General features: G+C 50.1%; 12 protein-coding genes and 2 tRNA genes. 11 read left to right on the plus strand and 3 right to left on the minus strand.

Features of this window, described 5'->3' with window-relative positions:
• The first annotated feature begins 16 nt into the window (after window positions 1-16).
• The 6 genes from M0220_RS10845 (at window position 17) to nadA (ending at window position 4,366) form a co-directional block, all read left to right on the plus strand.
• On the plus strand, window positions 17-1,009 hold the full coding sequence (locus tag M0220_RS10845) for a segregation and condensation protein A (RefSeq protein WP_264017633.1): 993 nt from the start codon (window positions 17-19) through the stop codon (window positions 1,007-1,009).
• Window positions 1,006-1,836 carry an SMC-Scp complex subunit ScpB gene (gene scpB / locus M0220_RS10850; protein WP_264017634.1) on the plus strand — a complete coding sequence of 277 codons (831 nt, stop codon included), beginning with the start codon at window positions 1,006-1,008 and terminating at the stop codon, window positions 1,834-1,836. The genes M0220_RS10845 and scpB overlap by 4 nt, the downstream gene beginning before the upstream one ends.
• A complete protein-coding gene (gene rluB, locus M0220_RS10855; RefSeq protein ID WP_030070355.1) occupies window positions 1,823-2,698 on the plus strand; it encodes a 23S rRNA pseudouridine(2605) synthase RluB in 876 nt (291 codons plus the stop codon). Before scpB ends, rluB begins: the two co-directional genes overlap by 14 nt.
• 118 nt (window positions 2,699-2,816) lie before the next feature.
• Window positions 2,817-2,892: transfer RNA gene (locus M0220_RS10860), tRNA-Lys, on the plus strand.
• Between the two features lie 82 nt (window positions 2,893-2,974).
• Window positions 2,975-3,050, plus strand: a tRNA-Lys gene (locus M0220_RS10865).
• 287 nt (window positions 3,051-3,337) lie between these two features.
• Window positions 3,338-4,366 (plus strand): quinolinate synthase NadA, encoded by a 1,029-nt coding sequence (gene nadA, locus M0220_RS10870; protein WP_030070354.1) that lies wholly within the window; start codon window positions 3,338-3,340, stop codon window positions 4,364-4,366.
• A 72-nt stretch (window positions 4,367-4,438) separates the two neighbouring features.
• On the opposite strand, the gene M0220_RS10875 is transcribed toward nadA, so the two are convergent.
• A complete protein-coding gene (locus M0220_RS10875; protein ID WP_264017635.1) occupies window positions 4,439-5,914 on the minus strand; it encodes a M48 family metalloprotease in 1,476 nt (491 codons plus the stop codon).
• Between the two features lie 166 nt (window positions 5,915-6,080).
• Between M0220_RS10875 and M0220_RS10880 the strand changes: the two genes are divergently transcribed.
• Both M0220_RS10880 and M0220_RS10885 read left to right on the plus strand, forming a co-directional pair.
• A complete protein-coding gene (locus M0220_RS10880) occupies window positions 6,081-6,359 on the plus strand; it encodes a sulfurtransferase TusA family protein (RefSeq protein ID WP_264017636.1) in 279 nt (92 codons plus the stop codon).
• The gene (locus tag M0220_RS10885) at window positions 6,356-7,453 is read left to right on the plus strand and encodes an AI-2E family transporter (protein WP_030070351.1); all 1,098 of its coding nucleotides are present in this window, start codon (window positions 6,356-6,358) and stop codon (window positions 7,451-7,453) included. Before M0220_RS10880 ends, M0220_RS10885 begins: the two co-directional genes overlap by 4 nt.
• Before the next feature lie 88 nt (window positions 7,454-7,541).
• On the opposite strand, the gene M0220_RS10890 is transcribed toward M0220_RS10885, so the two are convergent.
• Window positions 7,542-8,015, minus strand: a complete 474-nt coding sequence (locus M0220_RS10890) for a peroxiredoxin (RefSeq protein WP_030070350.1) — start codon at window positions 8,013-8,015, stop codon at window positions 7,542-7,544.
• A gap of 340 nt (window positions 8,016-8,355) precedes the next feature.
• Here M0220_RS10890 and dapA point away from each other — a divergent pair, with 340 nt between their 5' ends.
• The 3 genes from dapA to purC all read left to right on the plus strand — a co-directional run bounded on the left by dapA (window position 8,356) and on the right by purC (window position 11,060).
• A complete protein-coding gene (gene dapA / locus M0220_RS10895) occupies window positions 8,356-9,240 on the plus strand; it encodes a 4-hydroxy-tetrahydrodipicolinate synthase (RefSeq protein ID WP_030070349.1) in 885 nt (294 codons plus the stop codon).
• Window positions 9,241-9,319: 79 nt separating this feature from the next.
• Window positions 9,320-10,315 (plus strand): outer membrane protein assembly factor BamC, encoded by a 996-nt coding sequence (locus M0220_RS10900; RefSeq protein WP_030070348.1) that lies wholly within the window; start codon window positions 9,320-9,322, stop codon window positions 10,313-10,315.
• 31 nt (window positions 10,316-10,346) lie between these two features.
• Window positions 10,347-11,060, plus strand: coding sequence for a phosphoribosylaminoimidazolesuccinocarboxamide synthase (purC, locus tag M0220_RS10905; protein ID WP_030070347.1), 714 nt, complete (start codon window positions 10,347-10,349; stop codon window positions 11,058-11,060).
• 126 nt (window positions 11,061-11,186) lie between these two features.
• Here purC and M0220_RS10910 read toward each other — a convergent pair whose 3' ends face one another.
• Complete coding sequence (locus tag M0220_RS10910) at window positions 11,187-11,927, minus strand: response regulator transcription factor (protein WP_264017637.1); 741 nt, start codon at window positions 11,925-11,927, stop codon at window positions 11,187-11,189.
• Window positions 11,928-12,880: the final 953 nt, after the last annotated feature.

The following is a 12,880-nucleotide window of genomic DNA, read 5'->3' on the forward strand; positions in this document are numbered from 1 at the left end:
AAGGAATACGCCCTGCGTGAGCGAGACGCCAAGCGCTACCGTTGACCATGACTCTCTCGACGCCCTCGCCACAGCACCCATGGCGGAAGTGCTAGGGCGTCTGTTTGATGAGCCCATCATGCAGCTTCCGGAGGATCTGTATATTCCACCGGAAGCGCTGCGCGTGTTTTTGGAAGCCTTCGAGGGGCCGCTTGATCTGTTGCTCTATCTGATTCGGCGCCAAAACCTGGATATTCTCACGATTAACGTGGCAACCATTACGCACCAGTACATTGAGTACGTCGAGCTGATGAAAGCCATGAAGATTGAACTGGCCGGTGAGTACCTGTTAATGGCAGCGACGCTGGCGGAAATTAAGTCGCGCTCACTGCTGCCGCGCCCGCCGAAGGCGGAAGGCGAAGAGGAAGAAGATCCCAGGGCTGAGCTGATTCGCCGCCTGCAAGAGTACGAGCGTTTAAAAGAAGCAGCCGAAACGTTAGACACGCTGCCTCGGGTTGGGCGTGACTGGTTCAGCGTTCAGGCAGGGTTGCCACCGCTGGAAGCGCGAGTGATTCACCCTGACGTGGGGTTAGACGAACTGTTAGGGGCGCTGTCGGACATTCTGAAGCGCGCTGAGCTGACACAATCCCACCAGATCAGCCGCGAGGTGCTGTCTACCCGAGAGCGCATGCTGAAAATTATGGAGCAGCTAAGTCACGACGCTGAGCACCAGCGCTACACCCCCTTTGAAGCGCTGTTTACCCTGGAAGAGGGGCGCGCTGGCGTCGTAGTGACGTTTATGGCCATTTTAGAATTAGCCAAAGAAGCCATGATTGAAATTGTCCAGAATGCGCCGCTGTCGCCCATTCATGTGCGTGCGCGTCAAGCGGCCTTGGCAGATAGCGAAGAGAGCGCGTTTGAAGACGTAGACAGCGAAGACGATGCCTCTGAGTCTGCGTTTGACGAAGTGGTGTTTGAAGAGCCAGGGTTTAAAGAGCCAGCGTTTGAACCTGACGAGGAGTCGCCGTGAGAGACACCACGTTAGACGATATTATTGAAGCAGCGCTGCTTGCCGCTGGCGAACCGCTTTCCTTAGATCGGCTTGAAACGCTGTTTTTAGAAGACGAATGCCCGCCCAGAAAAGCGCTGCGGGATGCATTGGCTCGTCTTGAACTGCGCCATGAAAACGGGGCGCTGGAGCTGGTGGAAACGGCATCCGGCTTTCAGCTACGTATTCGGCCACGGCTTTCGCACTGGGTGTCGCGGCTATGGGATGAGCGGCCGCAGCGTTACTCACGGGCGCTGCTAGAAACGCTGGCGCTGATTGCCTATCGCCAGCCAGTAACGCGAGGCGATATTGAAGACGTGCGCGGCGTCAGTGTTAGTAGTTCGATTATGCGTACGTTGATGGAGCGAGGGTGGGTTCGCGTAGTAGGCCATCGAGATGTGCCCGGACGCCCCGCTGTTTACGCCACTACTCGCAGCTTTTTAGATGATTTTGGCCTGAAAACCTTGGATGCATTGCCGCCCATCCATGAACTGGTCAATGCTGATGATAGCGATACGGATATTGGGCAAGATGAAGCGCAACCAGCACTGGACGAAACGCCTGAAACCGTGCAGGATGCGCCACCCCAGAGTGAAGAGATAACCTCAGCTGAGAGTGTTGCTGCTGAGAGTGTTGCAGCAGAGATTGTTACAACAGAGATAGCTGATAAACACGCCGAGACGGCGTTAACCCAGCCGCTGAGTTTCGCCGATTTAGAGGCGCGCCTAGCGGCACGTGCGCAGCGTAACGACGATGATGCGCGCACGCAGACTAACGATGTGAGGTCAGACGACCATGAGTCAGAGTAATAACACCACGCCCCCGACCAGCGAAAAGCTGCAAAAAGTATTGGCTCGGGCAGGGCTGGGTTCTCGCCGAGAGATGGAAACTGCCATTTCCGACGGCCGAGTAAAGGTGAATAGCCAAGTCGCCAAGCTAGGTGACCGGGTAGAAGCCCGCGACAAGGTAAGTTTTGATGATCGCCCCGTGTCGCTGCGGCCCGAAGAGGAAGTGCCGCGCCGGGTGATTATGTACAACAAGCCAGAAGGCGAACTGTGCACCCGTAAAGATCCAGAAGGGCGTCGCACGGTGTTCGAACGCCTACCGCGCCTGAAAGGCGAGCGCTGGATTGCCATTGGCCGCCTGGATATTAACACCAGTGGCTTGTTGCTCTTCACCACAGACGGCGAGCTTGCTAACCGCTTAATGCACCCATCAACCCAGGTAGAGCGTGAATACGCGGTGCGGGTGATGGGTGAGGTCAAGCGCGAACACATTGTTGCGATGGTCGACGGCGTGATGCTAGAGGATGGCCCGGCGCGTTTTACCGATGTACAAGAGTTCGGTGGTGAAGGCATTAACACCTGGTTCCACGTGGTGATTTTAGAAGGTCGTAACCGCGAAGTGCGTCGCCTGTGGGAATCCCAAGGGCTCACGGTTAGCCGCTTAAAGCGGGTGCGCTATGGCAATATCTTCCTTGATAAGCGCGCCAAAGCAGGCGAGTGGGTAGAGCTTTCCCAGGACGAGGTCGATGACTTGGCCACGTTGGCAAATCTAGAAACCCGCAAAGTGCCCGCATTAACGCCAGATGAGAAGAACCGTTGGAGCCGCGATAAGCACAAGCGCCGCCCGGTTCAAGCTATGCGCAAGCCAAAGCCTAAGCGTGGTTAATAATTAAGTATGGTTGGTAGTAGTTCGAAGAAGTGTTTTTGACGGATGTGTATTGGTAAAAGGTAAAAAAGGCTTGCTATTAGCAAGCTCTATCCGTACTATATGCATCCGTTCGAGGGGGTCGTTAGCTCAGTTGGTAGAGCAGTTGACTTTTAATCAATTGGTCGTAGGTTCGAATCCTACACGACCCACCACTTGAACAGAATTACTGCTTAAGCGGAAACTTAGCGCCAAGTTACTCGTAATAAGTTGTTAACTAGGTGCATAGCAATATTTGGGTCGTTAGCTCAGTTGGTAGAGCAGTTGACTTTTAATCAATTGGTCGTAGGTTCGAATCCTACACGACCCACCAAATTTAACGCCCTTGGTAGCTTGCTGCCAGGGGCGTTTTGCTATTTGGTGATGAAGCCAACTAACGCACACTTTATGCTTGCAGCGGGCAACGATTTAACACCACAATAGTCCTAGTTATAGCTACCAATGATGTCATGGTAGCGCTGTCCACTTATGGTGGACAGAGCGATGAGTCCCCGCGAAAGACGCAGCGGCTTATCGCATCGAGTGCGGCGTTTGCAAAGTGCACACGCCGTGACCGGTGTTTAACAGGGGGATTCCCTGTTCGTCACAGTGGTAGACACGATGACTATTATGACTACTCAAGCTGAGCTTAGCGCTCCGCTCCCCAGCCCATATTGCCCCACCCGTATTCCTGCGGAAGATGAGGCACGGGTGGCTGAAATCAAGCAACTACTCAACGCAAATAATGCAGTGCTTGTCGCTCATTACTACACCGATGATGCCATTCAACAGTTGGCTGAAGAGACGGGTGGCTGTGTTGCAGACTCTCTTGAAATGGCACGCTTTGGTGCACGACATGATGCGACAACGCTGGTCGTTGCAGGTGTGCGCTTCATGGGAGAAACGGCGAAAATTCTATCGCCAGAAAAACGCGTTTTAATGCCTACTCTGGAAGCGACCTGTTCGCTGGATATTGGCTGTCCTGCCGATGAATTCAGTGCTTTTTGTGATGCGCATCCTGACCGTACCGTGGTGGTATACGCTAATACCTCTGCCGCCGTGAAAGCCCGTGCTGATTGGGTTGTTACCTCCTCAATTGCGGTTGAAGTTATTGAGCACCTTCAAGCGAAAGGGGAAAAAATACTGTGGGCACCGGATAAGCATTTAGGCGGTTATATTCAGAAAAAAACCGGCGCAGATATGCTGATGTGGGATGGTGCTTGTATCGTTCACGAAGAGTTCAAAGCGAAAGGTATTGAAGATCTCAAGCGCCTTTATCCGGAAGCTGCGGTGCTGGTGCACCCTGAGTCACCGGATGCAGTCGTTGCTTTGGCTGACGTGGCAGGCTCTACTTCGCAACTGATTAAGGCTGCGCAAACGCTACCTAATGACAAATTAATTGTTGCCACTGACCGCGGCATTTTCTTTAAAATGCAGCAGGCCGTGCCCGATAAAACCCTGTTTGAGGCGCCCACAGCGGGCAACGGTGCAACCTGCCGTAGCTGTGCCCACTGCCCATGGATGGCGATGAATGCTCTGGATAACCTCGCGGGAGCGCTGCGCGACGGTAGTGGCGAAATTTTTGTTGATGACACGCTGCGGCTGCAGGCGTTAAAACCACTAGAGCGAATGCTGAGTTTCAATGCCTAACGTATAAACTCACTATGATAGCTCGAAGGGTACAGCCCGAATGCGATAGGCATTCGGGCTTTTTTAGAAATGTCAAAACTTGTCTAATGCCTCGCGATAGTCAATGAACGCTTCCCTGCGTTGTTCAATACGCGCTAATACCTGCTGATCGTTCTCTTGCTGTGCGGCATCTTTAGCGATATTTAACTGGCGAATACCGCGGTCAACTCTACCGGTTAGCTGTAAGTGCTCTGCTCGTGCTAAGTGACCCCAACCGTTATAACCACTTCGTCCCGCTGCTTCGGCAAGTAGGTTGAATCCCTGGGGGCTTTCAGGGTGCTGCGTAGTAATATCACGTAGCAATTCATAAGCAGCCTGTGGGTCGCGCTGCAGCTGAGCTTCGGCTAACACCAATTGCGCCGGTAAGTAATTGGGCATGATTCGCAGTAGACGCTGGCTACGCGTAATAGCTTCCTCATAGCGTTGGGCTTCTAACGCAACTGTAGCGGCAGAGGCAGGTAGCATACCGTAGTCGGGTAATTCACGGGCCAGTTGATCGATAGTTTGCAGCGCGTTGTCAGTTTGGCCGTTTCGAGCTGCGATTAGCGCCGATAAATAGCGCTGCGCTTGCTCTTCACCGTTTTCTTGGGCAAGGCGTGATGCAGCTTGTTGCGGTGTGTTGTGGTAAATGCTCAAAAGTGCGCGAGCGCGCATCATGTCGTATAACGTGTCGCTAGTATAAGTGTCGGCAATTGTTAGCTGTGATGCGCGTGCCTGAGCATCGCTTAGCCGGCTATCGCTCACTGGGTGGGTAAGTAAGAATTCTGGTGGGGTGCCGCCCTGGAGCCGTGCCATTCGCTGCATAGCACCAAACATTCGTACCATCGCATCTGGGTTGTAACCGGCACTTGCCATTGCCTGCAGACCAATACGGTCAGCTTCTTGTTCAAAACGTCGTGAATAAGACAATTGATCTTGAATTAGCGCCGCTTGAGAACCCATGGCAGCGGCCATGCCTGCATCACCGCCACCGCTAGCGGCAATGAGCATGCCTGCAAGCATAGCGGCCATCGCGGGTAGCTGCGTTTGCTCTGCTCGTGCACTGCCCCTGGCGTAGTGTCGCTGAGACAGATGGCCTAGCTCATGGGCGATAACCGACACAAAGGCTCCCTCATCTTCAGCAAAGGCGAATAATCCAGAATTGATGCCTATGACCCCGCCAGGAACTGCGAAAGCATTGAGAGAACCGTTATCAACCATCACGGTCGTTGTGCGAAGGCTGCCAAGCTGACTATGAGGAGCAAGGCGTGCAACTAGGCTATTTAGGTAGGCATTTACGATAGGGTCTTGCCATTGTGGTGCCTGAGCACGAAATTGACGAAGCCAAGCGCGACCTAGGCGATACTCCTCGTTGCTAACAGAAGTTGAAGCGCCGCCTAGGCTAGGGAGCTGATAGCTAGGGAGCTGATAATCGTCGAAGCCAAGGCTGGGCGAGCTAACGCTGGCGATGCTCAGCATAAGTGCCAGTGCATAGGTTCGGCGAAAAGGTACGAGTCGAAGGTGCGGCATGGCATCCTCATTGGTGTTCCTGAGTTCAAGTAATATACGCAGCAAACAGCGGTGTGACATTGATTCAGGCAGGGAAGTGCCGTTAAATCAAATTCTCAATGAGCATTTGAAAGAAATAGTGGTTGTAACAATACCGTATTCGAGCAAATATTTTTCAGGAGAGGGTATGTCCGAGCAAACAGATTCTAGGCCAGTTAATAGCCTTCAGCCAGACACCGTGTTAGATGCCACCGGATTACATTGCCCGCTACCGCTATTAAAAGCCAAGCAGGTACTGGCTGGGATGGCCCCAGGTCAACGACTAGAGGTGAGGTCAACCGATGCTGGCTCATGGCGCGATATGACATCATTTACTGAGCTAAGCGACCATACGCTTGAAGGGCGCGAACAACGCGGCGATATTTACTACTTCTGGATACGCAAAGCAGGGATATCTCGCTCATGACCGTGCGTACCATTCTGAAAAGTTGGGTAGAACGCTACTTTTCAGACGAAGAGGCGTTAATCCTTTTGCTTGTGTTAGTAGCTGGATTTGCAGCCATTATTTGGTTTGGCAGAATGCTAGCGCCGTTTTTCACTGCGCTTGTGCTAGCGTTTTTGCTGCAGGGGGTAGTGAGTGCGCTGACCCGGCGCGGGGTGCCTCATTTGCTAGCGGTTATTGTTGTGTTTGTAGCATTTGTTAGCGTGTTATTGACGCTTGCTTTCATCTTAATGCCACTGATCTGGAATCAGCTTGTTGGCCTTGTTCAGGAAACTCCCCGGATGTTTGCTAGTGGCCAGGGGTGGTTAGACGACCTACAGGGGCGCTATCCAAATTTAATAACCCCCGATCAAATGCAAAGCTGGATAGGCGTTGCCAGCCGAGAAATCAGCCAGCTAGGGCAGCGTGCATTAACACTTTCACTGGCGTCGCTTGGCAACATTATGTCGCTGATTATTTATCTCGTGTTAGTGCCGATACTGGTATTCTTTATGCTCAAGGATCGCCAGTCATTGGTAGGTTTTACGCTGTCGCTGCTACCACAAAAGCGCACGCTGTTGACCCGTATCTGGCATGAAATGGATCGTCAAATTGCGAATTACATACGCGGCAAATCGATTGAAATTATTATTGTTGGTACGGTTTCTTTCTTTACCTTCGCTTTCTTTGGCTTGCCTTATACCGCGTTATTAGCAGTGCTTGTGGGTTTCTCCGTGCTGGTGCCTTACATTGGAGCGGCAGTTGTCACTATTCCTGTGGCGGCGGTCGCAGGGTTTCATTTTGGAATCAGTGAGCAATTTGCTTATGTGCTGATTGCCTATGGTGTGATTCAAGCACTTGACGGGAATGTGCTTGCACCAGTGTTGTTTTCAGAAACGAATAATATCCATCCCGTTTCAATTATTGTCGCGGTGCTGTTTTTTGGCGGTATTTGGGGGTTTTGGGGCGTTTTCTTTGCAATCCCCCTGGCTACATTGCTAAAAGCATTGGTTTACGCCTGGCCAAGAGGGATTGAAGAACGAGAAGGAAAAAAGCAGCTACCAGTGGTTGAACATTAATAGGCGCTATCTACTCGTAATGCATGTGAACGAATAAGAGAAACGAGCGGAGATGGCATCCACAAGGGATACGGCAGTCTTGGTCTTGTTAGCTGGCATTTAATGCTTCTGCGGCTGCCAATACGTCATCAACGTGCCCTGGAACTTTAACGCCACGCCACTCTTGAGCAAGCTTACCCTCACTGTCAATCAGGAAGGTGCTACGCTCAATGCCAAGGTGCTCTTTACCGTACATTTTTTTGAGCTTGATAACGTCAAAAAGCTGGCACACAGTTTCATCCTTATCGGAGATAAGCTCGAAATTGAACTCTTGCTTCGCCTTGAAGTTCTCCTGAGCACGGATACCGTCTCTAGAAACGCCGATAATGACTGTGTTGGCAGCATCGAAACGCGGTTTGCGGTCTCTGAAATCGCCACCTTCGGTAGTACAACCGGGTGTACTGGCTTTTGGGTAAAAATAGATAACTACCTGTTTACCGCGCAGTTCAGACAGCGTCACCGTTGTATCACCGGTGGCTGGGGCGGAAAAGTCAGGTACCAATTGGTTAAGGCGCACTGACATGTAAAGCTCCTTTAATGGGATAATATAGTGAGTTGATTACACGCAAGTAACGCGCTTATGTCAAAGCGAATAAGCGCCTAATAGCGAAGGGCTATAAAAACTCTCAGTGCTTTGCGCTGTACAGGTTCGAGTCGCCTGAGTACCATTTGTTTTTTGTAGAACCCCTTGGAGCACAGCAGAAGGCGAAAGGCATAAAATGGCAGCTAGTCGAATTGCCCCACTATGTATGCTCAATGTATGCCCATGCGATACCCAGGCTAATGGTCGTGGCTACTCGATTTCTTTGAACGAATATCGTTTGCCGCGTAATTTTATAATTTTGTAGGTGAGGAACAAGCGGATGATCACAGGCAGCATTGTCGCCCTGGCGACGCCGATGAAGATCAATGGCGACATCGACTGGGAGGCGCTTCGTCGTCTGGTGAACTTCCACCTCGATAATGGCACTGATGCCATCGTTGCAGCGGGTACCACCGGCGAGCCTACTACCATGTCATTTGCCGAGCACTTCGATGTGATTCGCAGCGTGGTAGAAGAGGTGAATGGCCGAATTCCAGTGATTGCCGGCACCGGGGCTAACGCCACATCAGAGGCGGTTGAGCTGGCACGCTATGCCAGTGAAGTGGGCGCAGACTACTGCCTATCGGTGTGCCCTTACTACAACAAGCCGACCCAAGAAGGGCTATACCAACACTTTAAAGCCGTTGCTGAAGGCAGTAATCTTCCAGTAATTCTGTACAACGTTCCTGGTCGTACCTGCTCTGATCTCTACAATGAAACGGTAGTGCGCTTGGCAGAAGTGAAAAATATCATTGGTTTGAAAGATGCGACGGGGAACCTTGAGCGTGCCGAGGATCTAATTACTCGCTTGAAGGGCAGCGATTTTATGCTCTACTCCGGAGACGATGCCACTGCCTGTGATTTTATGTTGATGGGTGGCCACGGTGATATTTCCGTTACTGCGAACGTAGCGCCTAAAGCAATGCATGATTTATGTGCTGCAGCAGTGGCCGGTGATGCAGACAAAGCGCACCAAATTAATACGCGTTTGATGCCGTTACATACTAATTTAGGCATCGAAGCGAACCCAATCCCAGTTAAGTGGGCACTGCATCGCATGGGGTATATGGACGCAGGGATTCGTCTGCCGTTAACTTGGTTGTCTGAAAAGTACCACGCCACTGTGAGTGAAGCGCTGCAGTTGGCGGGCGTCGTAGAGGAGTAATTCGACGCAACCCCTCTGTTACCCGGTGGTCGTTGTTGACTCGCCGGGTACTCGATCTGTTGACTGTTAAGGTGGCTCGATGCGCCCTGTTCTTGAAAAACGCTTGCTTGAAAAACGTGCGCTTAAATGGATACCGCTGGCACTCGCAACAGCTGTTGTACTTGCCGGATGCTCGCGCGATGGTTACTACCATGACCGCAATTTAGACTACACTGAAGCCGCCCCAGCGCCCCCCCTAGTACTTCCTGACACGCGCAATACCCAGCGTTACCGCGATGCTATGCCTGTGCCGCAAGTTACTGCACAAGATACGCGTCCTCAACAGGCCGCTGAGATTTCTGCGCCTCCGTCATTAGCGATTGGCAGTGGCTTAGAACCAGAGTTCGTAGAGCGTCGTCAGGTAGGTAACCAGACATGGCTAGTAGTCGCGGCAGACACGGGAGCCGTTTGGCCACAGTTAGAAGCGTTTGCGCGTAGTCGCCAGCTAGGTGTACAGCAAAGTAATGCAAGCCAAGGCGTTATAGTGACCTCGCAAGCCACATTGACGCTGCAGAGTGCGTTGAGGTCGGGCAGTAGTGAGGTACGCTGCGAACAATCAGGGCAAAGCGTAGCAGCATGTCTTGACGCGTTAGAACAGTACCTAGGTGCACGTAGTGCCACCGCTAGCGCTTCTTCTTGGACAGCTCAACGACTTGCAGAACAGCAAACGCCTCAGTTGCAACAGCAAGGTGACGAGTGGGAAGTGGTAATTCCTCAACCGATAGATCGTGTTTGGGCGGAACTTGATCATTATCTGGAACTTGATTTTAGTGTAGAGGGCGAGCGTGACTTATTAGCAACTTCCGCTGATAATTATGAGTTTTTGGTTGAGTATATGACGGAGACAGAGCGGGGACGTAATCCACTGCAGATCGTCTTTAGCCCCGATGTACGCCGTATGTCACAGCAAATTCGTCTTGCCCTTCAGCCTAACGGTGATAAGACGATTCTGCGCGCCATTAATGCCAGTGAACGTAGCTTTAGTGCTGATGATCAGCGCGAGCTGCTTGAGCGTGTCTCCGGCTATCTACGTTAACGTCTAATTTTGTAACCTTTTCGGAGTCCCCATGGAAAAGCGCCAAGAGCTCTATGCTGGTAAAGCAAAATCTGTTTATACCACCGACGATCCAGATTTGTTGGTACTGCATTTTCGTGATGATACCAGCGCGTTTGATGGCAAAAAGAAAGAGTCACTGGCCCGTAAAGGCAAGGTGAACAACATCTTTAACGCATACATTATGCAACGTCTACAAGAAGCGGGAATCCCTACGCATTTTGAAAAACAGCTTTCGGATAACGAAAGCTTAGTAAAAAATATGCAGATGATTCCTGTTGAATGTGTAGTACGCAACATTGCAGCTGGCGGTTTGGTTAAACGGTTGGGCGTTGAAGAGGGGATGGCACTGTCTCCTCCGACCTTTGAGCTGTTCTTAAAGAATGATGAAAAGGGCGACCCAATGATTAATGAGTCGCTAGCAGAAACCTTTGGTTGGGCAACCCCAGAGCAACTGGCAAAAATGAAGACACTCACTTTTAAAGTGAACCATGTCCTCAAGCAGCTATTTGCCGAAGGTGATATTTTGCTTGTCGATTACAAGCTAGAGTTTGGCATCTTTAAAGGCGAGGTTGTACTCGGCGATGAATTTTCTCCGGATGGTTGCCGTCTATGGGATGCCAACACCCGTGAGAAACTTGATAAAGACCGTTTCCGCCAAGGGTTGGGAGGCGTCATTGAGGCTTATGAGGAAGTCGCTCGGCGCATTGGTATTCATATTGACTGAATAGCATAGCACCCCACGCTTGAGTGGCTTTAACAGCAAAACCCGCTTAGGAAATCAATTTCCAAAGCGGGTTTTTTGCTATTGTGTAATGGCTTTCGCCCTGAATTCAATAGCTCAATAGCCCCTCTATTTGCTTACGGTTGCCTCAGTCATTTCGTCAAGCGCCTGTAGTCGGTAGCCATATCCATAAACCGAAACAAGATTCCAGCCAAACTCTGAAGTTAGATTCAGTTTTTTGCGTACCCGGTGTATGTAGACATCTAGCGTGCGTGTGCCCGGCGGGTCACTTTTCCCCCAAACATATTCATATAAGTAAGAGCGTGAAAGCGGACTGCCAAGCTGGTTGAGTAGAAGGAACGCTAAGCGAAATTCCTGCCGAGTCAATGTCACTTCTTCACCGTCTACATACGCCGTTTCACGGTTGGCATTCAGCTTAATACGGCCAAATTCAAGTGCTTGCTGTTGCGCCACGCTAGGTGTGCGTAATGAGTGGCGGCGTGTGGAAGCATAGGCTCTTGCAGCAAGCTCACGGGGTCTGAAAGGCTTGCTAATAAAGTCATCAGCACCTGCATTCAACGCCTGAATGACATCTACTTCCTCCTGCCTCAGGGTAACCATAATGACGGCAGGAAGGATCTGCAGATACGTTTTCATCCAGTTGAGCAGAGCGATGCCTGTTCCATCAGGCAAGTGCCAATCAAGCACCACCAAGTCGAACGTGTTACGACTGGCGGTATGTATGAAGGCTTTACTGGTTTCAAAGGAGAAGATATTAGCTTCTATGCCTCGTTCGGCAAACCCATCCAAAAGCGCCTTTTCAATGCGCTCTGAACCCACCTTCTCATCTTCTACTATTGCAATACGCATAGGCCATATCCAAGTCGTGTCTTGTCAGTGAAAGTAAGCAGCATGCTGTGTAGGTCTATCCATAGAGTTCAACGAGAACAAAAGTGCGGTCGTCCGATATGTTTTCCTCGATATCAGCAATACAAGCGCAGATAGTACTGTTAATTAGTCGTTTGTGTTATCTGAATCATAGGGTTGATCGTCTTAATGTAACAATAAGATAAAATTACTAATCTGTTCATTTATCGTTAAAAAATGGTTTATTTTAGTGATTAAACATCAGTTCAACTGCAATTTTGTTAGCGTGCTTGTAGAAAAGCCGACCATAAGATAGACGGTTTCCGTGCGTTACCTTAAGGATAAGCTATCGAAAAATTAAGCCCGCCTAGTAGTAAAATGCTAGTACTATAGTTGTCGCAGATTTCTCCTAAAAAATCGAGCAACAATTTTTCAAATTAAGATCATGTAAATATCAAACGGTGAGTAAGCTAACCTTTATGCTTTCAAATGTTAAGTACTGTCAAAAAATTGCGTTGCTTAACATTCGCTCTATTGGTGTAAGAGGAACGTGACGGAAATAGAACTAGCGCTAAGCAAGCTATCTAAATTAGAAATATAACACCTTAATTAATCCAAACGATAGACACTAAAGGTTACCCAGCAGCTGATTATGGCATGATAGCACCATTCATTGAGTGCGTTAATGGAGGTGACATCAGTGATTGTCTATGGTCTGTGACTGCTTGATTTTATCCGCACAATTAGAGTTAAGAAATCCACCACGCTGTGATAGCAGTAGTGAAAGCCGTTTTACTGTTTCAGCACAGAACCTGTTTGTGAACAATGGTTAATCTGAGAGTATGGTAGGGGAGAAAATAAAATTATAAATAATCATTAAATATTAAAACAGTGTTTCTAAATTAAAGAGGCACTGCCAAAGGCAGTGTTGTGTTTGAGAAATTTGAGGCGATTAT

The sequence above is a fragment of the Halomonas qinghailakensis genome (genome assembly GCF_025820815.1).
GTDB classification, from domain to species: domain Bacteria; phylum Pseudomonadota; class Gammaproteobacteria; order Pseudomonadales; family Halomonadaceae; genus Vreelandella; species Vreelandella qaidamensis.